Here is a 20,902-nt window from a genome sequence, read left to right on the forward strand (position 1 = left end):
CGATGAAGGAACCACGCGTACTGCTCGTTGATGACGAGCGATTCTTCCTGAATCTCCAGCAGGAGTTTCTGGCGGATTCCCCCGTGCGGGTCATCACCGCCCAGAACGGCCGGGAGGCGCTTGACATGATCCAGCGGGACCGGCCGGGCATCGTCTACCTGGATCTACGGATGCCTGAACTTGATGGTGCCGCCTGTTGCTCCGCCATCAAGAACAACCCCGATCTCAGGAACACGCCGGTGGTCATGGTGGTGAGCGAGGGTAAGCCCCGCGATCGGGAGGTCTGCCTGGATGCCGGGTGCAACGGCATCATCAGCAAGCCGCTGGACCGGATTCAGTTCCTGTCGGTGGGTCGGCGGCTCTTCCCGGCCATTGAACGCCGCCAGCCCCGCTATCCCTTCTCGGCCCTCGCCTTCTTCCGGATCCGGGATACCAGCTTCCACGGCACCATCGCCGACATCAGCCTCGGCGGCGCCTATATCGCGTGTCGCTGCGACCTCGCCGCAAAGGAGGATATCCGTCTCGGCTTTATCCTCGACAACACGGCGGTCGTCGAATGCCGGGCGCGGGTCGCCTGGACGAACCAGGGGGGAATGCGCCCCCGCAAGAGCCTTCCGGACGGATTCGGCGTCCAGTTCCAGGCCATGGAGCCTCCTCACCAGGAGGTTGTCCGGCAGCTCGTGGCGAGGCTCGGATGATCCGCCCCGCCTGGCTCACCCGCCCCAGTCTCTCCTGGGCACTCTACGACTTCGCCAACACAATCTTCTCCATGAGCGTGGTGACGCTCTATTTCCCCTTGTTCCTCGTCCAGACCCTGGGCTACCGCGAGTACTGGCTCTCCCTGGGGCTATCGCTCTCCATGGGACTTGCCGCCGTGGCCAGCCCCTTCGTGGGGAGCGCCTCCGATCGGCGCATCGGCAAAAACGTGATACTGGCGGTCGCCACATCCCTCTGCTGCATCGCAACCCTTCTCATTCCCGCGTCGGGGCATCTGGCAGGCGTCCTTGCCGCCTTCGTGGCCGCCAACTTCCTCTACCAGGTATCCCTCGTGGCCTACGATTCACTCCTCCCTTCGGCCACCGACGAAGGGCACTATGGACCGGTATCCGGATTCGGCGTTGCCCTGGGCTACATCGGAACGTTCCTGGCGTTGATCATCGGCAAACTCTTGGTGACCACCCCGGCGGACAATGGCCGGGTATTCCTGCCCACGGCGATCTGCTTTCTCCTTTTCGCCCTGCCCTGCTTCTTCGTCAAAGACCTGAAACGCAGCCAAACCTCCCCGATCCGGGTTGCCGACACGGCCCGGGAAATCATCCGCGACCGGGACCTGCGCTGGTACTTCGCCGGCCACCTGCTCTACCTGGACGCGGTGAACACCGTGATTGCCTTCATGGCCGTCTTTCTGGTGAAAGTGGGAGGGTTCTCCCAGGAAGCGGGGGAAGTGAACTATTTCCTCATGTTCTCGACCATCTTCGCGGTCATCGGCGGTCTCTTCTGGGGGTGGCTCGTGCGACGCCGGGGGGCGCGGGTGGGGCTCCTGGCGACCCTTGCCCTCTGGATCGTCGCCCTCGGCATGGTCTGCCTGCCACTGGCCAAGGAACACTACTGGATACTGGGTCCCCTTTCCGGCATCGCCCTGGGAGGGGTCTGGGCGTGCGACCGGCCGCTGCTCCTGGACATGGTCCCCCGGGAACGGGCCGGGAGCTTCTTCGGCTTCTACTACCTCACCGGCAAGTTCTCGTCGGTGGTGGGACCATTGCTGTTCGGCGCCATCCTCGCGCTCCCCCTCGGCACCGAGGCGATCCGCTACCGGCTCGCCTTCTTCTCGCTGCTTATCATGGTAATCGTCGCCACGGCCTGTATCGCCCGCATCCGCCCGAAGCAGGCCGCGCCGCAGCTTCAGGCCGGCGACCCGTGATACCCCATGCATGTTCGGAAAAGGAGTAATCATGAAAAAAGACATCCTTGAAAAGGGGGCCATCCTCCAGCGTGACCGGGAGACCTACGCCATCGCCCCCCACATCCCCGGCGGGATCACCGATACGGCAACCCTGCGCAAGCTCTGCGATGTGGCCGACAAGTACGGCGTGAAGGAGTTGAAGCTCACCTCTGCCCAACGCATCGCCCTCTTCGGCGTAAAGGAGGAGGATCTGGACGCCATCTGGTCCGATCTCGACCAGCAGCCGGGCGCAGCCATCGGCCTCTGCGTCCGGAGCGTCAAGATCTGTCCCGGCACCACCTGGTGCAAGCGGGGTGTGCAGGATTCGGTCTCCCTGGGATTGAAGATCGATGCCATCTACCACGCCATGGAACTGCCCAACAAAATGAAGATGGGGATTTCAGGATGCATGCTCAACTGCGCCGAGACCATGCTGAAGGATGTGGGAGTGGTCGGTACTCCCAAGGGGTGGCGGATCTACGTGGGGGGCAATGCGGGGGCACGGCCCCGCATCGGCGACCTCCTGGTGGAACTGGGTCCGGATGAAGACAAGGTTCTCGCCGTGATTGCGGACCTTGTGGAGTGGTACCGCTCTTCGGGCAGCGAGCAGCGGCTGGGCCGCGTGGTGGAGCAGATGGGGTTCGACGCCTTCAAAACCGCCGTGCTGGGAGCGAAAGCAACCCCCTGAGCCCCGCGGCTGACAGCGATTCCGCCGGTATGATCAAAAAAGGTCCAGCTGCTCCCCCTTCGGCTTCCGCCGGCCGCCACGGCCCGGCTCCGGCTGCCGGATCAACCGTCCAGGGATTTCTCCCGCGAAGCGGGAAAGCGGCCGCTCAGCAGGACTGACCCAGGGGCGTTCAGAGGAGGCGCTGAGCACGAGCGTCTCCTTCGCCCGGGTCATACCCACATAGAAAAGCCGCCGTTCCTCCTCCACATCCACGTCCCGCCAGAGAGTGCACGGGATAAGCCCCTCCTCGCACCCCGCCAGGAAGACCACGGGGAATTCCAGACCCTTGGAGGCATGGAGCGTCATGAGCGCCACCGCCTCGGCCCGCTCGTCATAAACCGTTTCGGCGGCATACTCCCGCAGATGCCGGTCAAAGGCGACGATGTCCCGGCCGAAGCTTCCGGCAAGGGCCAGGAGCCGCCTACAGTCGGCATGCCCCTGATCCGTGCCGAACAGGGTCAGGGCTTCACCCAGGGCCGGAGCAATTCCCTCACGACCGGCCACGGACCGGAAGCGTTCAAGGAGAGCAGTCAGCTCGGCCATCCGATGCGCAACAGGGGGCGGCAGCTCGACACCGGCCACGAGCGCCGGGAAATCGCCGGTCAGGGGAAGGGCCTCTTCCAGCCGGCGGATGGTACCCTCGCCGACCCCCGGCAGATCCTGTGCCAGAGCCAGCCAGTCGGCCAGCTCCGTACTCCCCGCCGCTGCTCGGACAAACCGGGTGGCCGCGCCCGCGACCGGGCCGAGGAAGTAGGGAACGGCGCCCACCAACTGGAACGGAATCCCCCGCCGGTCCAGGGCGTTGGCCAACTCGTCGGCCTGCCGCGCCAACCGGTAGAGTATGGCGATGTCGCCGAAGCTCCGGCGGCTGTCCTGGTCGCCGCCCCGCCCCGAGGCGATGGAGAAACTGCTGATCCCCCCCATGAGCTCCTCGATGCGCCGAACGATAAACTCGGCCTCCGCCGCCGGCGTCGGAGCCCTGTACAACTCGATCGCTCCCTCCCGCGCCGTGGTAGGCGTTAGACTGATGCCGCTCCTGAGCCGGTTGTGGGCGATGACGGCCGATGCGGCCTCGACGAGGGGCGCCGCCGACCGGTAGTTGCGGCTGAGGTCCAGCCGCCGGGTGGCGGGAAGGTCGGCGAAACGGAAGAAAAAAGAGGGATCACTACCCCGGAAGCCATAGATGGCCTGGTCTGGGTCGCCGATGGCGAAGATCGTGGCCTCTTCCCCCAGTATCTCCACCAAGGCGTACTGGGGAGCGTTCAGGTCCTGGAATTCGTCCACGAAGAGATGGGCGACGCCGGCGCACACCCGCCGCCGGAAGGTCTCGTCGCCTCTCAGGCGGCGGACCAGGGCCGGGACCACGTCGTCCAAGTCCATGGCGCCGCGCCGGGCCAGTTCGTCAAGATAGAAACGCACCGGCTCCGGTGCGTCCCCGCCATTGTCGCGATGCAGAAAATCGGCGATCTCCGCGGCCAAGCCGCTTCGCTCCCGGACACCGATTTCGGGAAAGAGGCGCCGCAACAGCCGCTCCCGGCTTTCGTCCCCCACCACGACCCGGTCGGGCTCCTCGCGCCTGAGCCAGTCGAGGCAGAAGCGGTGAAAAGTGCCGACAAACACCTGTCCGGCAGCCTCGCCCGCCACCGCGGCCAATCGCTCCCGCACCTCGGCGGCTGCCCGGTTCGTGAAGGTGATGGCGCAGACCCGGGCCGGGTCCGTGCCCGGCGCAGCAAGCAGTGCCGCAAGCCGCGCCACCAGGGTGTAGGTTTTGCCGGTACCCGGTCCAGCGGCCACCAGCACCCGGGATGCATCGCAGGCGAGCGCCTCGGCCTGGCCGGGATCGGGTCCCGCGGCAGGCGCCGGATCGGGCGGGGTCACCGATCTCCGCCCGCTGGCTGCCGGAGGCCGGCTGATCGCTTTGGAACGCCCCCGCCGGGATGGAGCGCCGTCGCTGAAAAGCCCCCCCTGTCCTGACAGCCGAGCCACCTCACCCTCCTCGAAGACCTTGATGGTTCCGTACTCGCCGTCAAAGCCCCCCTGGCGGATCACCCGGCCCTCCCTCATCCGGACGATCGCCTCGGCCAGAACCGGCGACACGACGGCAATCTCGCCAGGATCGACCCGGAGGAGGATATCCAACTCCGAACCGAACCGCTCGATCAGCCGGACGTAGTGGCTCATGACCTGCTTGGAGGCCGGGCCCACTCCGAGGATTTCTCCCACCACTTCCGTCAGCGGCGCCAGGCTGAAAAACGTAGGGGCATCGTCGGGAAAGAGCGGCGTATCCCGGTCGGCCAGTTCCAGCACCCGGTGGAGCACCCCCACAGTGAGGGGACGGCCGCACACGGGGCAGCGTCCCCCATGCCGGCGCGTCTCGTCGGGCTCGAAGCGGATGCCGCAGTCCCGGTGGCCGTCCATGTGGTACTTCCCTTCCTCGGGAAAGAATTCCACGGTACCGCGGAAGGTTTCGCGGTGGTTGCCCTTCAGGGCGTCGCGCAGTGAAAAGAAATCGAAGCCGGTGCTGAAGAGATTGGCCTCGCGCCCCAGTCGGGACGGGGAATGGCAGTCAGAATTGGAGATGAGGGCAAACCGGTCGAGGGCGGAAATCAGCCGGTTCATGTCCGGATCGGACGAAAGGCCGGTTTCCAGGGCAAAGACGTGAGGGGCAAGGTCGCCGAAGCACTCTTCCACCGTATCGAAGCCGGACTTGGAGCCGAACAGGGAAAACCAGGGGGTCCAGATGTGGGCCGGCACCAGGAATCCGTCCGGCGTGGCCTCCAGCAGGATTTCCAGCAGATTCCGGGAGTCGAGGCCTAGGATGGGGCGGCCGTCGGACTCGATATTGCCGATGCCGGCCAACCGGGCGTTGACCCGTTCGGCAGCGGCAAAGTCGGGGACGTAGAGGAGGTTGTGGACCTTGCGCACCGCCCCGTGCCGCTTGTAGATGCAGCTGATCTCCGCGGTGAGCATGAAACGGACCGGTGCGGTTGAAGGAGCGAGTCCGGCCAAGGGGGCGGGGGCATTCTCGTCCCGCAGCCTGAAGAAGCCCGGTTCGGCCGGCTCCAACACCTCCCGCAGCCGGGCAAACCACCCCGGATGGGTAAAGTCGCCCGTGCCCACCACCTGAATCCCCTTCACCCTCGCCCACCCGGCAAGCCCGGCAGGGTCGCACTCCTTGCTCGTTGCCCGGGAAAAGGGCGAATGGATATGGAGATCGGCGCAATAGTCCATGGCAGCGGTACCCCCTGGTGGTGATCGCTAAAGCGCGTCAACCGTACATGGTCAGACTATCACCTGTCCACCCCTTTTTCCCCTCACTTCTTATCGCAGCATCCCCCCTCGCACCCCTGGCAATGCCCCTTCTTCTTCCAGACGGAGCGGTAGAGGAGCCAAGCCGCCACCCCGAGGATGGCGGCCGAGATGATCATGTCGGTGGTTCCCATGGTTTACCCTCCCAGGCCAAGGAGTGTTCCCCCCTGGTAGACGATAAATGCCACCCCCCAGGCCAGGGCCGTCTGGTAGAGGAAGGCAACCCCGAACCACTTCCAGGAACCGAACTCCTGGCGCATGGCGATGGCCACCACCACGCACGGCATGTAGAGGAGCACGAAGCACATGAAGGCGTAGGCCGAAAGCGGCGTGAACGCCTGACCCACCGCAGCCTTGAGGGATGTCTGATCCTCCTCTTCCTCGGCCGCTCCGCCGATGCCGAGGGTTGTGGTGACTGCGGTCTTGGCCGCAACACCGAAGGAGACGGCGATCTCCTTCAGATCCTCGCCCAGGGTCGGGGCCGGGGCCTCACTCTTCTCCTTTTCCTTCTTCTCGGGAGCGTAGATCTCGCCCATGGTCCCCACGACGATTTCCTTGGCAATGACGCCGGTAATGAGGGAGGAGGCCGCCTCCCAGGTGCCGAAGCCCAGGGGTGCAAGAGCCGGTGCCACCACCTGGCCCGCCTGGCCCAGGCACGAATCCTTCTTGTTCTCCACTCCCCAGGGGAGGTTAAGGAGGAACCAGACAAAAATCGAAACCGCCAGGATATAGGTTCCCGCCTTGATCAGAAAGTGCTTCCCCTTCTCCCAGGTGTGGAGGCAGAGGCTCCTGAACGAAGGCATCCGGTAGGGGGGAAGTTCCATGATGAACATTGGCGCCTCGCCCCGGAAGAGCGTCTTCTTGAAGATGAGCCCCATGGCCATGGCAAGGACGATCCCCATGACATAGAGGGACCAGATCACCGTGCCGGAGTTGGCGGCGAAGAAGGTGCCGGCAAAGAGGACGTAGACCGGCAGCCGCGCCCCGCACGACATGAGGGGCAGCAGAAGCGCGGTCAGCGCCTTGTCCCGGGGATTCTCAAGGGTGCGCGTCGCGTAGATGCCCGGGACGTTGCAGCCGAAGCCCAGGAGCATGGGGATGAACGATTTGCCGTGGAGGCCGATGGCGTGCATGGCCCGGTCCATGACAAAGGCCGCCCGCGCCATGTAGCCGCTCCCCTCCAGGAAGGTGATGAAGAACATCATGGCAAAGATAACCGGGACAAAGACCAGGACAAATCCGACCCCAGCGATGACGCCGTCGTTCACCAGCGAGACGGTCCAGTCGGGAGCGCCGATCCCCCCGAGGATTGCTTCGGACCACCGCTTGAAGGGACCGCCCGCCATGCCGTCGATCCAGTCGGCAAAGGGAGAGGATAGGTCGAAGGTGAGCTTGAACACCAACCACATGGCGGCCAGGAAGATGGGTATCCCCAGGAACCGGTTCAGAACGATTCGGTCGATCTTTTCGGTGAGCTCCATCCGCCGCAGTTCAGGCTTTTTCAATACCTCGCGGGTGAGGCCGGATGCCAGGCCGTAACGGGCATCGGCCATGAGGGCTTCGATATCTTCGCCGTGAGCCCGGCGCAGGTGATGGAGCGCCTCGTCAAGCATGGCGTCGTGGCCGAAGTTCGCCTCTTTCGCAACGTGGCCGTCTCCTTCCATGAGCTTCAGCACCAGCCAGCGCGGCGGATACTTTTCGACGAGTTGCGGATGATTCTTCCCGAGGGCGCTCTCCACGAACTCGGCCGCGGTCTCGATATCCTCGCCATAGTTGAGGCGGGCCGGAGTGTGAACCGCGGGATCGTCCGCCGTCCTGTCAACCCCGGCCAGCAGCTCGTCAAGGCCGCTCCTCCTGGTGGCTGAGGTGGGGACGACCGTGATGCCGAGCATCTGCTCGATTCCTTTCACGTCGATAGCGTACCCCTTGGCCTCGGCCTCGTCATAGATGTTGAGGGCCATCACCAACGGGATCCCCAACTCCAGGAGCTGCACCGTGAGGTAGAGGTTTCGTTCCAGGTTGGTGGCATCCACCACGTTGATGATCAGGTCGGGGCGTTCGTGGACTAGGTAATCGCGCGCGATGATCTCTTCCTGGGTATAGGGGGAGAGGGAGTAGGTGCCGGGGAGGTCCACCAGCCGGATCTTCCGCCCCTGGAACTCGAAGGATGCCTCTTTTTTCTCTACGGTGACGCCGGCCCAGTTCCCTACCTGGAGACGGGTACCGGCAATGGCGTTGATCAGGGTCGACTTGCCCGAGTTGGGGTTGCCGGCCACTGCCACGGTTATCGCCCGCTTCGTCACGGGACGCAGGAAGGCCTTCTGCCCATCACCCTGTTCATCCTCCGTCAGGCCATTCCTCTTTTTCGCCTGCACGCTCATGCCATCACCTCCACCGCGATCCCTTCCGCCTCATTCTTGCGGAGCGACAGATTGTAGTTCTTGATCGACACCTCGATGGGATCGCCGAGGGGGGCGATCTTGATTACCCGCACCTCTTCCCCCACCAGAACACCCATATCCATGAGTCGCCGCTTCAGGGGGCCGATCGCTCCGATGGCGGTAATCCGCCCCTTTTCCCCCGGCCTGAGCTTTGCCAGATTCATCGTTTACCTCCTCACCATTATTTTCATTGCCATGCCGCGGTCGACGGCGATTCGCGATTCATCCACCTTTACAAGCACCGGCCCGCTGCTGTTGTTGAGCATCTCAACCCGCTTGCCGACGCGTAGCCCCATGTCCTCTACCCGGACATCGCCCTTCTCCCGTTCGTCCCGGCAGAGGCCGCTACAGTGGGGCTTGATGGTTCTGACTTCGACAATCTCCCCGTCCTCGCCGGGGTTCAGCAGTCCCAGGGGTATCATGGGAACTCCTTTCGTGAACATTCCGGCAGGGGGTGCTTCATTCCCCCTGCCGGGGTTGTCGGAATATGCCGTTAAAAACTGATCAGTGAGCGCAGCCCCAGTGCCACCACGTCATCCCTGCTGCTGTCCCCCAGAGGATTGATCAGGTACTGAACCACAGGCGCGATGCTGATCTGCTCGTTCACCTGGACCTTGTAGTAGAGCTCCGCCAGTTTTTCCTGTGAGTCAGCACCCACGGCCTTCACCTGTCCGTAGGCAAAGCCGAGGACATCATCCTTGCGCTCGGGAAGCAGCCCGGCGTACTGTCCGCCGGCGCTCCAGGCCATCTTCGTGGCATAGACGTCCTCGTCACGCTGGCCATAGCGCACGAACAGGGTCAGCTTGTCGGTCACCTGCTGGTCAGCGCTGATCCCGAACCCGAAGGCGTTTTTTTCCTGCAGCTTCACCTCGCCATCGGCACGCGCTCCGTCCAGGCTGCCATAGACGCGGTAGTTCCCTTCCAGTTCACCTACCTTGAGGGTGTAGTCCAGCTCGGCTATTCCGTAGCCGTGCGAGAACACATCCTCCGTGTCGGTGTCGCCGCTGCCGTAGCCGAGGCCGAAGGTGAGCGGCTCGCCCAGCTTTGCCTGGAGCCTGGCTCCCGGCCCGTTGCCGGGGGCACCCAGAACCGCCGAGTTCACGAAGGCTCCGGCCAGAAACTGGCTGTTCTCGTCGTTTGCCACGCCGTTGGCGTCGAAGTAGTTGGTCAGGTCGATCTTGCCGGCGGTTAGGATCAGGCGTTCATCGAACGCCGCATGCTCTACCCATGCTTCGCGGAAGCGGACCGTATCACCGGTGCTGCCGGCCACGGCGTTCAGCAGCGAGAAGCTGGGCACCCTGGTGTCGATGCCGTTGCCGCCGGTCGCCTCCACGTCGATCACCGCGATGGTGTTCTCACCCACCTTGAAACTGAAGACCAGGTCTCCCCTGCCGACCACGTCCACGTGGTCGGAGGGCTCATTGCCGATGGAGCCCTGGAGGACCCCCACCAGTCCCCCGCTGAGGGAGATGTTCTTGGTGATGGCGGTGAGCCTGGTGCCGAGACCCTCCCGGCGCTGCTGGAAGGTACGGGTGCGTGCCAGGAGCATTTCCCCGCGCAGTTCGTCCTGGAGCTCCGCCAGGAGCACCAGGTCTTCCTTGGCCACGGCGGCCGAGCCTTCCTTCACCACTTTCTCCGCCAGTTTCTCGGTCAGCAGCTCCAGCACCACCGCCAGGTCCGTGCGGGTGTAGCACACCTGGCCCGCCTCGAATTCCTTTGAGAACAACCCCTCCACCTGATACGTGGCCGCAAGCCGTAAGATCTCCTGGCAGGCCTTGTGCTTTACCTCGACCTTCTCGGGAAGAGCAAATTCCGGATTGCGCGCCTGGGCTCCCGTGGAGCCGACGACCAGACTCCCGAGCAGCGCGAGACCCACCACCAACACCTTCTTCATGTTCCGCATGTTCCCTCCTTGTCGTGTCGCTCCAGCCGGCAGATACCGCCATCGGCTCCGTCGACCACCATAAAAATGAATTCCATTTTCAATTGCTGAGCGTAAACTGTCCACGCATTCATGCCGATGCCCGAGGTCCAGTGCTGCTCCGGCCTTTGCGTGCGTCGTTCCATAAGTAATGTTTGTCAGGAATGGTTTTTCCGCCGACCCAGGTCCGGCCGATCCGATTCCCCGACATGGGCGACCGTGGCGGTAAGGCAACTCAGGCAATCCCTAAGCGTGCAGACACCACACGAATGGTGCATGAAGACTGGGATACCATTCTGCTTCGCCACGGCCATGGCCTCGTTCTTCACCCGGTGGGACACCTTGTTGGTGAAGATGACCAAGGCATCGAAGCGCTTCAATTTGACGGCGATATTGTTTTCCGACTGGGAGAACATTCGCAGCTCCACCCCTGAACGGACCGCCTCTTCCCGATAGTGTTTCTCCAGGCGGTCCATGCCGCCGATCACCGCAATGCACATGGCCTTACCCCCATAACTATGACTTTCAATTTCATCAAAACCGACAACTGGGCGTGGTGACCCGTCCGCCAGACAATCGAGCGCCGACGTGCATCTGTTCAAGCGTTCCGCCATCCGAGCCCGGCAACAGCGAAAGACTTCGGCAAGGCGCAGACTCTCCCTGGGATCGCCGAATATCTTCCACGGCCCCTGGCAGGCGAACGGAATCCTCACCAACCCCATGAATGCCGCCACATCTTTAAGGGGATAGCCTAGAAACACCCCGATCTCATGAGGGAATCGGTCACCGTCAATGCGAGTCGACAGTTCCGTCAGCACTTCATCAAGCCCGGTTGCAGCACCGTATCCCGCCCGCGCCAGCACTGCTGAAGCACTGGGGCGGCGCAGCAGCGCCTCAAGGGCTTCCGGGCGATAAAGAAGCAGCAACAATGAATCCCCACGGTCGGACAACTCCCGGACGGCAAGGCCGCTCTCGCCCAGCACCATCGCCCCCCACTGCTTCCAGAGGACGTAAAGGTTGCGGCCGCATGCACGGGTACGGTTGGCGATACCGATCAGGTTGGCGGGCTTTTCGCCCGCAAGCACCTCAGCCGCTTCCAGCGCGAGAAACGACGCAAGACACTCCCGGGGCTCATCGAACCGTTCCGCCAGATCGTGCCAGACCGGCCGCCGGACACCGTGCCGCATTTCCGAAATCATCTGCCCCATGGCAACCCCTTTCCCTCGTCAGTACGTGACCGTGATGGCGTTAAGCTCTTCCTTGGTAATGTCGGGCCATTTTTTGAGATTCCAGACCCCGACCCACGCCTTGAAAACCGCGAGGTTTCTTTGTCGTTCTTCCTCGGTGGCACCGAGATGCCGGTACATATTCCCCGGCTTGGCATCCTTGCTGTTTTTGCCGTCGTCAAGCCTGCGCATGAGGGCGCCGGTGTCAGGCCACGCCGTATAAAAAATCAGGTGGCTGTATGTGTCCATCCGCATCCCCTGCCCCTTGGCAAGCCATTTTTCCTTCTCGGCCTTGAAGGCGTGGTATTCGGGGGCAGCATCCGCGCCATGGCAGCCTGCACACCTGACATCGAAGATCGGCTTGATGTCCTTGCGATAGGTCACCTCGCCACCCCATGCGGTAGCCGCAACCAAAAGGCCCATAACAAGCGAAAGAATAGTTGTTTTTTGCACCGTGGACCCCTTGTTGAATTTGAAAATGTTTTTCACTTTTAACAAGGCCGGGGATATGTTGTCAATGTTTTTTTGCAGTCGGAGCCCCGGAACGTATTTAACTGTGCCTATAGGGAGGCGACCGCATTTCCATGATGTATTAAAGTGTTGATTCTCCGACGCCGGTTTCTTAGAATACGGCCAGCTTCAGGGAAAGCGGGGGACACGTGGTCACAATCCTACTCATTGCCGATCAAGCTCGGCTTGAAGGACTCTTCAGCTTCACGAAGGAGTCTTCTCAGATTCACTTCAGGATGTGTCGGACCCTGAACCAGGGCACCGAGGAGATGGCCGAATCCTCCCCCGACTTCCTCTTCATCCAGAACCATCTGTCGGGACTTTCGGGCGAAATTCTCGCACGGCACCTGATCTCGGGCCAAACGGACGGGCGACCGACGATCGTTCTGTTCGGCGATGCGACCGAGTGCACACCGGTGCCAGGCGTAATCGACTCATGCCTGGACCTCACTCAGGCGGATGTGGTCCTCTCCGCCGCCATTATCGGTCTCATTACCGGCGCCATGCACCGGCAGGACGTGCCGGCGGTGACGGAGGCAGGGGCCGAAACGGAGGAGGCCGCCACCCCATCCCAGGCGACGCAGGTGGCCGACGATGTCCCCCCGACTCCGGAACCAACGGAGCCGTCCCCCTTTGACCAGAAATTACAGAGTGTCTTGGAAGAGACCCTTCCCCCGGTGCCTCTAGCCGAGATCGAGGAGCACGTGGCCCTTGGCCGGCAGGCTGAACCTGCGCATGAAGACGCGCCCCAGGAACAGCCTGCCCGCAGTCGGCCCGGCGCCTTGCGGTCCACGGTCAGGCCGTTCGCTATCGGGATAGCTGTGTTGATTGTCGCGGCAGCGGTCATCTATCTCGCCGTCTCGCTTGGCACCAACTCCACAACGCACCCCACGCAGACCCCAGTTGCCGAGGTTAAACCTACGCCTTCCGGCACAGCGCAGCAGAAGCCAGCGTCGCAGCCGCCGGCACCTGCACCGGAGACATTGCCTCCGGCGATCGCTCCCGCCCAGACCCCACCGGCCGGCATGACCGAACTGCCCCCCTTCATCCCTCGCCAGAAACCTGACCGCGCGTATGGCGAAAAAAATCCCGGATGGGAGCGATACCTGGGCGCCCGCACCGAGTTCAAGGTCTACCGCGAGGCAGGTATCATCAAGGCGATCCAGTCCATCGACCGTAGCGGTGTCGGGATCCCCGAATCGTTCATGCGCGGAGCCCTTGAGCAAATGACCCGGGTACGACAGTTCTCAATCAACGGCAAGGAAACCAAGGGCTCTTTCCACGTGGAAAAGGGTACGACCACGGCCGGGGCCAGGATACTGATCTACCGGACAGCGCCCAAAGGCTCCATCAGGGCGTTTGTAGTCTATTTCCCCTGATGGCCCTGCCATCCCGCTCTCCGAGGAACCACATGAACACATGCCATTTCTACCGGGTCCAGTTGCTTCGTGCCTCTCTTCTGCTCATGGCCATTAGCGCCACGGCGTCAGCCTCCGCCACCTCTTTCGAACTCGACGTGAAGGACCTGCAGACCGTTGCCCCGGCCAAGCGCGCTCCCAAGCGCAAAGCCCCCGCTCCGGCCGCTTCTGCCGAAACCAAGCGCGATACCGTCCCTGCCGAAACGAAGAGGGGTGTTTCCCGTTATACCGTTAAGCCGGGTGACTTCATCTTCAAGATACTGATGCGGGAATACGGCCTTTCAAATGCGGCGGCTGAAGCGCTCATCCCTGAAATCCAGAGGATCAACAACCTGCGGAGCATCACTCGTCTTTCGGTTGGACAGACCATCCTCATTCCCCTTGAGGGGCCACGGGCTGCTGTACGCGTTCAGGAGTTCGGTGAACGCCGGGAGACGGCCGAACCCGCCGCAACCGTAGCAGTTGCCCCCCCTACGGAGCCATCGCCCCAGGTTGTTGAATCAGGCCCGGCTCCACCGTCTGAGCAGACAGCCCCCCCTGTTACTGAAGCCGCCGCTCCCGTGCCCCCCCGGCCCGAGCCGGCACCGGCAACGCGCCCCGCTGAAGCAGCACCACCGATCTCCCCGGCACCGGTCGTCGTTTCGGCGCCCTCCTCTTTCAGCCGGCGGCTCATCACCCTGTGGCAGAGCCTCGTCCCCGGCCAGGAAAGGGTGGAACCCATCACACTCAACGGCAGGGTGCTCCCGCCCGAGGAATTCCCCCTTCTTCTCGCCGCTGACGGTGGGAAGATACTGGTCGACATGAAAGGGACTCTGCTTCCCCGCGACAAAAGCACCTTGGCTGAAAGACATCCCGATATCCGGCTGGTCTCGCGCGGAGCCAGCAGTGAACGGGATTTTTTCACCGTCCTGCTGCGCACCGCGGAATTTGCCCACGTGGAAGAAGACGCCGTCGCCACAATAGGCTCCGATCCCCAGCTCACGGTCAAGGCCGACTACCGAATTACCAGGCTGCCGGCAGTTGCCACGCGTGGACCGGAAAATGTATTTCTCTTTCTTGAGCGTAACGGGTCCTGCCTCCCAGCAGCACTCATCTCGGCCCTTGCCGATAACGGGATCAACAGTGTGGAATTCTGCGATGTCGCTCCGCAGCCGCCGTCGGTACCGGGCTACGAGTTGAGGAGCGTAACCGGCACGACCCCGTGCGAATTGGCTGTCCAATTGCTTGGTGTCCTGGCCGTGAAGCTTGACCGCAACCGGATTGTATCGGGCTCCATGGGGGAGAATGCGGAGAGCCGGTTCAGCATCCGCGTGGATGGATATTTTGAAAACGACGGGAAGAAGTTCATCCTGAGCTGTAACGACAATGACTCCTACAACTACACGCTCTTTCGCCTGCTGCAGCTGGAAGGATACGGCATCATCCAACTGGGAGACAAAGACGACTTCGCCACCGTCGCGGACAAGATCCTCACGGTTCTGCGCTATCCCCACTCCTTCGGCCGCCATGATTTCACCCATGACCGTTATACCGTATCGGCGCTGGGGTTCAGGGTGACGCGGCTGGGGCCGGTTAGCGGCCGCATGCTGATCATCGATCGCCCCGTGGACCCGGCATTCGCAGAATTATTACAATGGGAACGCTAGCAGCATAGGGCAGAAAATGCAAAGAGGGGGGCGTCCGTCGGGACACCCCCCTCTTTGCATATGAACCGCCTGCCGTTCGGCTGAGTGGTTAGAGCGTTACTGACCGGCCATCTTGAGGAAGGCATCCGCACGATAGAGCGTTGCATCGGGGACCAGTGGAGAGGACGGATAACGGGCCAGGAAGCGCTCGAACAGCTCAACGGACTGCGAATAGGCTCCTGACTTGTATGCGCTCACTCCTTTCTCGTAGAGAGAGTGCTCGTTATCATCCGCCTTTCCCGTTTGAGGTCGGTGCGCTTCCGCCGCAGGCCGCGAAGGCACGGGGGGGGTGGCGGCCGCTGGTTCCGGCGTCCGCACGGATGTGGTCACAGTGGACTCCCGCTTTGCCTCCCGGTGGGCCGCGACCGGCGCAACCTTCTCCCGGGCGGGGCGAACGGCTGACTCTCTTTTTGCCGCGGCGGCCGGAACAGCGGAGGGCTGTTGGCTGAACACCGCTTTCGGACCGGCCGGGGCCACCGGCACCATGAGTTTATTGCCGGCGTAGATAAGGTCGGGGTTCTTGATTTCGTTGAAGAGAAGTATCTGGGGGTAGTACCCGCCCTTACCGTTGTACTTGCGGGAGAGGGAATACAGGGTATCCCCCTTCTGGACGGTAATGCTCTTGACGAGCACTCCCTCGTCCGGGCCCGAAGGACGGCTCCCTTCCGAAGCCCCGGGCGTATAGAGAAGGTATTCCCCGCCGGCCGCCAGGGAGGCCATGGAGAGGACGAGGGAGGCGGAAACAACCCTGAGTGCGCTCTTCATATCAGTACCTGTTCCCCAACTGGTCTTGATACTTCAGGACATTCTTGACCTGGATGCTCGTTCCCACGGCTGTGCCCGAACGGACGCGGAACGTTACCTTGATGGTGCGTTTCTCGCTGGCGCCCAGTTCGTCGAAGGTCCAGAGATAGTCGCCGTTGGCATTCCGGACGAACGACGGATCGGACGCCACCAGCTCCAGGTCCTTGGGCATGGTGCTTTGGAGTTCGACACTCTTGGCCATGTTTGAACCGCGGTTCGTGAAGTTCAGCTCGAAGGAGGAAACCTCGCCCGGCTTCAGGCGTCCTCCCTTGCCGCTCATAACCAGGTCCACCACCGGCCGTGAGTAGAGGAGGCGCAACGAGGCAAGAGCACCCCGGGCCTGGTCGGTTTCCGGCTCGAAGGCCAGGGACACTGTGGCGGCAGTCCCGTCGCTCTCCGAGAAGGGAGTGGACAGATCGAGGATCACGTACGATTCTTCCTTGGGCGCGAGGGGCCCTACGTGGTTGATGATCGGCTCGTTGTTCTGCCGGATGCCGTCGCGGTTCAGGTCCTGGTAGACGGTATAGGCCACGTTCGGCGGAAGATTGGGCTTGATGATGACATCCTCGCGCTGGTTGCCGGTGTTGGTAACCACCAGAGGAATCGAAACCTGCTGGCCGGGAATCACCACAAGTTTCTCGCTGGCGGTCCTGACGGCCACCCCGCTTACCGGTTTGACCACAGCCGCCGCAGAGATGAACGAATCGCGAGTCTGCAGCTCGCTGTTGACCAAGTCGGCGCGCAGGAAGAGTTCCTGACGTGCAATGGCCTCATCCTTGAGCTGGAACGTCACCTCGAACTCCCGGCTCTCGCCGGAGACCAGCCGCATGCCGTCCAGAACGAGAGCCGCCTTCATTTCCTGCTTGAACCCAGCCTCGCCAAAGCCCACCGGCTCATACTGGGGCGGGTAGTTCAGGCGAAGTGCCACGCCCTGGGCAGCGGCAGTGCCGATATTGAGGAGCACAACCCGATAGGAGACCTTCTCCCCGGGAAGCACCTGATTCTTGTCCGTCTTGACCACTGCCCGCAGGAGCGGAGCCGATGCGGTCAGAAAGATGTCCCGCGCCTGGGATGCCTCACGGTCGAGCCGCGAAGCGACCTTGATCGGATAGACGAGCTTCTGTCCGTCAATAGCTTCGCGCGGCACCGCAATGGAGAGTATCCCCCGGAATCGTTCCCCCGGCGCCAGGGAAGGTGTCAGATTGATCGGCATCTCCTTCCGGCCGGCATCGGCGAACTGGGCTCCGAATTCGGAGGGGAAACCCGATTCAAGATAGAAGCTGTCGGTTCCGTTGCCCCGGTTGACCACTTCAAAGGGGATCTCGTGGCGTTTTCCGGCCTCAAGGCCCTGGGCCGGGGCTTGAATCATCAGATCGGCATCGGCGAACTGCCCCACTTCCAGCGTGAGAATCTGGGCATTCTTTTCGGGGAGTGCCGGAGGGGCAGCGGCAACGGCCGGACTTGGCGCGACATGGGTGATTCCCATCTCCGCGAGCTTGGCGGCAGCAGCAGCGGCGGCCCGGGTCCCCGGGAAGCGGTCGATGAGCGATTTATACTCGGCAACGGCCTTCTCGCGCAGAGCGGCCCGCTTCTGTTCCTCGGCGCGGCGAACGGCGGACTGTTCAGTCTCTTCCTTCTGGCGGGCAGCCTTCTCGGCAGCCAGGCGTTCGGCAGCCTCCCTGTCGCGCCGGGCCTGGTCGGCGGCCACGCGCTCGGCTTCGACCTTGGCTGCCGCCGCCTGCTCCGCTGCTCTCAATTCTGCGGCAGTCTTCTCTGCGGCAAGACGCTCAGCTTCGGCTTTCTCGCGGGCGGCCTGCTCTGCGGCAAGACGCCCGGCAGCCGCCTTCTCTTCTGCGGCCTTCTGGGCGGCAACCCGCTCAGCCTCGGCCTTCTCACGGGCAGCCTGCTCTGCGGCACGGCGCTCGGCAGCCACCTTCTCTTCTGCAGCCTTCTGGGCAGCAACCCGCTCAGCTTCGGCTTTCTCGCGGGCAGCCTGCTCTGCGGCACGGCGCTCGGCAGCCACCTTCTCTTCTGCAGCCTTCTGGGCAGCAACCCGCTCAGCTTCGGCTTTCTCGCGGGCAGTCTGCTCTGCAACACGGCGCTCGGCAGTCGCCTTTTCCTGAGCGGCTTTCTGGGCGGCAAGCCTCTCTGCCTCCACCCGTTCCCGGGCAGCCTGCTCCGCGGCAAGGCGCTCGGCGGCCGCTTTCTCCTCAGCCGCTTTCTCCTCAGCCGCTTTCCGAGCGACAGCTTGACTCGCAGCGGTAGCGGCAGCAGTGGCGGCACCTACCGCCTCAGCAGTAGTGGTGGCAGCGCCAGCAGTAATGCTCGCCGCTTTCTGGGCAGCCTGCTCAGCAGCCTGGCGGGCAGAGGCGGTCTTTTCAGCCAGGACCTGGCGGGCAACCGAAGTCTCCGATACCGGCGCCTCGGCTCCACGCCGAGCCATTGCCGGGAGTTGCTCCCCCTTGTCGTAACGTGTTACGAGGCCAAGGAGATCGTCCTCCACGGTTCCCTTGAGAGGACTGTCGGGGTATTCCTTGAAAAACTGCGACATATAGCGGGCGGCATCCCGCTCGTACCCAGCTTTGAAGCTTGCCCGGGCAAGCCAGAAAATGGCCATGTCGCGCAACGGCGTATCGGGATACTTATCGAGGACCGTCTTCATCCGGTCGATGGCTGCTTGGTAGTCCTTCTTCTGATAGGCGTTGAAGCCGGCAATGAATATCTGTGAGTCTTCAGAGGTGACGGCAAAGGCGGGGGAGGTAAGAAGCGACGCGATTATGAGATATCCGGCAAGGCACCTGACAAAGGTAGTGCGGAAGGATTTCATAAAATTCACGGGCTTAACCTTTCCAGTGGCTTGCAAGGGGTGTAAGTAATCAGTTCAGTTACATAGCATCATAACTGTGGCTTGTCAACGGGGAATACCGGCGCGAACCCCTGTAATTACGCGATAAACGGCCCAACGAATCGACGGCTGCCCGTGGATGGCTTCGCCTTCCCAAAACTGCTGCCTGCCGCTATACTAGCATTCATGTTCGACACCAAGCGACTGACAACCCTCCCCGATGCACCGGGTGTCTACCTCATGAAGGGGAACGGCGGGGACATTCTTTACGTGGGAAAGGCCAAGAGCCTCCGTAAACGGGTCCGCTCCTATTTCAGCAAGGGGGGAGAGTCACGCTACCATATCCGGTTCCTGGTGGGCCGGGTCGCCGACATCGACGTAATCGTCACCGACACAGAGAAGGAAGCCCTCCTCCTCGAGAACACCCTTATCAAGGAACATCGCCCCCGGTACAATCTGGACCTGCGGGACGACAAAACCTACTTTTCCCTCCGACTCGACATGAACGAGGAGTTTCCCCGCCTGACCATCGTGAGACGGCCGGGCAGGGACGGAGCCCGCTACTTCGGCCCCTATTCCTCTGCTTCTGCCGCGCGGGAGGTCCTCAAGCAGCTGTACAAGCTCTTCCCGCTCCGCCACTACCCGCTGGAGAGCTGCCGCCGTCGCAGACGCCCCTGCCTCTTTTACCAGCTCAGGCAGTGCGCCGCCCCCTGTCACGGGCTCATCTCGGGCGAAGATTACCAATCACTGGCAGAAGGCGCGGCCTTGTTCCTTGCAGGAAAAAACAGCGACCTAACCCGCCTCTACAGGCAGCGCATGGCCGCAGCAGCAGCGGATGAACGGTATGAGGACGCCGCCCGCTACAGGGACTTGATCCGCGCCATTGAGGTCACCGTAGAGAAGCAGAAGATGGTAGCCGGCGACGGCGACACGGACGTAGTCGGATTCTTTCGCGACGCCACAGACCTTTCCGTCTCGATCCTCTTCTACCGCGGCGGCCGCCTCATGGGGAGCCGCAACTACCTCCTGGACTGGGAAATGGATGACGCCGAAGGGCTCTCGTCGTTCCTGTCCGGCTACTACAACAGGGATGTCGTCATCCCCGATGAAATCCTCATCCCCTTCACCGTGGACGACACGGACCCCCTCGGCGAACTGCTAACGGAACGGCGAGGGAAAAAGACCGTTCTCCGCCACCCCGTGCGAGGGACCAAGGCAGAACTGGTCAGGCTGGCGGCGAGAAACGCCGAGGCGTACCTGCATGAAAAGCGGGAAAAGGACTCCGGCATGGAGCAGGTCCTCGGAGAGCTCAAGGAGAAGCTCCACCTGACCAATCTCCCCCGACGAATCGAATGCTACGACATCTCCACCATCCAGGGACGCTATTCCGTGGGAAGCAGGGTCCGGTTTCAAAATGGCGCTCCGGACAAGGCGGGGTACCGCCGCTACCGGATACGGACCGTTCCCGGCACCGACGACTTCGCCATGATGCACGAAGTTCTGTCCCGGCGCTTCAGGGACGGACACGGCGGGGACGGTCGGCCGGACCTCATTGTGATTGACGGGGGAATGGGGCAGTTGAATGTGCTGACCGCAATCCTGGAGGAGCTGGGGCTTCACGGCATTGACGCCGTCTCCTTGGCAAAAAGCAGGGTAGAGCGAAATATGTCCGATAATGAGGTGGTCCGGAGCGACGAACGGGTCTTTCTCCCCGGCCGCCGCAACCCGGTGGTGCTCCGGCAGAACGGTGCACCGCTTCTGCTCCTGGCACGAATCCGGGACGAAGCTCATCGCTTTGCCATAACCTATCACCAGAAGCTGCGCGGTAAAGGATCGATCCGATCGAGCCTGGAAGGCATTCCCGGCATCGGTGAAAAGCGCAAGCGTGAACTGCTGAAACGTTTCGGCAGCATCAGGGCACTGCGCCAGGCGGACCGAGAACAGCTTGCCGCCGTCCCCTCCGTCTCCCCCGCCTTGGCGGATGCCATCTGGAAGGCCCTTCACGGCGAAGAGCCCGAGGCGCCATGACGCAGGCACTGAAAACAGAAGGCGGCCCCCCGTGTGGGAGGCCGCC

Annotated in this window: 17 protein-coding genes; 6 read left to right on the top strand and 11 right to left on the bottom strand. The window is 62.6% G+C overall.

Going from position 1 to position 20,902, the window contains the following annotated elements; all coding sequences use genetic code 11:
- The first annotated feature begins 2 nt into the window (after positions 1–2).
- The 3 genes from GS_RS16330 to GS_RS16340 are packed head-to-tail and all read left to right on the top strand — an operon-like array spanning position 3 to position 2,630.
- Positions 3–698 carry a response regulator gene (locus GS_RS16330; protein WP_010943875.1) on the top strand — a complete coding sequence of 232 codons (696 nt, stop codon included), beginning with the start codon at positions 3–5 and terminating at the stop codon, positions 696–698.
- Positions 695–1,921 (top strand): MFS transporter, encoded by a 1,227-nt coding sequence (locus GS_RS16335; protein ID WP_010943876.1) that lies wholly within the window; start codon positions 695–697, stop codon positions 1,919–1,921. Before GS_RS16330 ends, GS_RS16335 begins: the two co-directional genes overlap by 4 nt.
- Before the next feature lie 31 nt (positions 1,922–1,952).
- Positions 1,953–2,630 (top strand): NAD(P)/FAD-dependent oxidoreductase, encoded by a 678-nt coding sequence (locus tag GS_RS16340; protein ID WP_010943877.1) that lies wholly within the window; start codon positions 1,953–1,955, stop codon positions 2,628–2,630.
- A gap of 33 nt (positions 2,631–2,663) precedes the next feature.
- Here GS_RS16340 and GS_RS16345 read toward each other — a convergent pair whose 3' ends face one another.
- The 9 genes from GS_RS16345 to GS_RS16390 all read right to left on the bottom strand — a co-directional run bounded on the left by GS_RS16345 (position 2,664) and on the right by GS_RS16390 (position 11,989).
- Complete coding sequence (locus GS_RS16345) at positions 2,664–5,900, bottom strand: UvrD-helicase domain-containing protein (protein WP_010943878.1); 3,237 nt, start codon at positions 5,898–5,900, stop codon at positions 2,664–2,666.
- Positions 5,901–5,983: 83 nt separating this feature from the next.
- Positions 5,984–6,112 carry a FeoB-associated Cys-rich membrane protein gene (locus GS_RS16350; protein ID WP_010943879.1) on the bottom strand — a complete coding sequence of 43 codons (129 nt, stop codon included), beginning with the start codon at positions 6,110–6,112 and terminating at the stop codon, positions 5,984–5,986.
- 3 nt (positions 6,113–6,115) lie between these two features.
- Positions 6,116–8,359 (bottom strand): ferrous iron transport protein B, encoded by a 2,244-nt coding sequence (gene feoB / locus GS_RS16355; RefSeq protein WP_010943880.1) that lies wholly within the window; start codon positions 8,357–8,359, stop codon positions 6,116–6,118.
- On the bottom strand, positions 8,356–8,583 hold the full coding sequence (locus GS_RS16360) for a FeoA family protein (RefSeq protein WP_010943881.1): 228 nt from the start codon (positions 8,581–8,583) through the stop codon (positions 8,356–8,358). The genes feoB and GS_RS16360 overlap by 4 nt, the downstream gene beginning before the upstream one ends.
- A 3-nt stretch (positions 8,584–8,586) precedes the next feature.
- On the bottom strand, positions 8,587–8,841 hold the full coding sequence (locus GS_RS16365; RefSeq protein ID WP_010943882.1) for a FeoA family protein: 255 nt from the start codon (positions 8,839–8,841) through the stop codon (positions 8,587–8,589).
- A 71-nt stretch (positions 8,842–8,912) separates the two neighbouring features.
- On the bottom strand, positions 8,913–10,322 hold the full coding sequence (locus GS_RS16370) for a carbohydrate porin (RefSeq protein ID WP_010943883.1): 1,410 nt from the start codon (positions 10,320–10,322) through the stop codon (positions 8,913–8,915).
- A complete protein-coding gene (locus GS_RS16375) occupies positions 10,310–10,486 on the bottom strand; it encodes a hypothetical protein (RefSeq protein WP_164930462.1) in 177 nt (58 codons plus the stop codon). The genes GS_RS16370 and GS_RS16375 overlap by 13 nt, the downstream gene beginning before the upstream one ends.
- Before the next feature lie 12 nt (positions 10,487–10,498).
- Complete coding sequence (locus GS_RS17660) at positions 10,499–11,548, bottom strand: DUF3793 family protein (RefSeq protein ID WP_010943884.1); 1,050 nt, start codon at positions 11,546–11,548, stop codon at positions 10,499–10,501.
- A gap of 18 nt (positions 11,549–11,566) precedes the next feature.
- A complete protein-coding gene (locus GS_RS16390) occupies positions 11,567–11,989 on the bottom strand; it encodes a cytochrome C (protein ID WP_164930463.1) in 423 nt (140 codons plus the stop codon).
- 236 nt (positions 11,990–12,225) lie between these two features.
- Between GS_RS16390 and GS_RS16395 the strand changes: the two genes are divergently transcribed.
- Together GS_RS16395 and GS_RS16400 are read left to right on the top strand one after the other, a co-directional pair.
- Positions 12,226–13,455, top strand: a complete 1,230-nt coding sequence (locus GS_RS16395) for a hypothetical protein (protein ID WP_010943886.1) — start codon at positions 12,226–12,228, stop codon at positions 13,453–13,455.
- A 32-nt stretch (positions 13,456–13,487) separates the two neighbouring features.
- Positions 13,488–15,140 carry a LysM peptidoglycan-binding domain-containing protein gene (locus GS_RS16400; RefSeq protein WP_010943887.1) on the top strand — a complete coding sequence of 551 codons (1,653 nt, stop codon included), beginning with the start codon at positions 13,488–13,490 and terminating at the stop codon, positions 15,138–15,140.
- A 96-nt stretch (positions 15,141–15,236) separates the two neighbouring features.
- Here GS_RS16400 and GS_RS16405 read toward each other — a convergent pair whose 3' ends face one another.
- Positions 15,237–15,944 carry a LysM peptidoglycan-binding domain-containing protein gene (locus tag GS_RS16405; protein WP_010943888.1) on the bottom strand — a complete coding sequence of 236 codons (708 nt, stop codon included), beginning with the start codon at positions 15,942–15,944 and terminating at the stop codon, positions 15,237–15,239.
- 1 nt (position 15,945) lies between these two features.
- Positions 15,946–18,810 (bottom strand): hypothetical protein, encoded by a 2,865-nt coding sequence (locus GS_RS16410; RefSeq protein WP_235045036.1) that lies wholly within the window; start codon positions 18,808–18,810, stop codon positions 15,946–15,948.
- A gap of 204 nt (positions 18,811–19,014) precedes the next feature.
- On the opposite strand from GS_RS16410, the gene uvrC reads away from it, so the two are divergent.
- Positions 19,015–20,856 (top strand): excinuclease ABC subunit UvrC, encoded by a 1,842-nt coding sequence (gene uvrC / locus GS_RS16415; protein ID WP_010943890.1) that lies wholly within the window; start codon positions 19,015–19,017, stop codon positions 20,854–20,856.
- The last annotated feature ends 46 nt before the right edge of the window (positions 20,857–20,902 follow it).

The organism is Geobacter sulfurreducens PCA, assembly GCF_000007985.2.
Classification (GTDB): Bacteria; Desulfobacterota; Desulfuromonadia; order Geobacterales; family Geobacteraceae; genus Geobacter; species Geobacter sulfurreducens.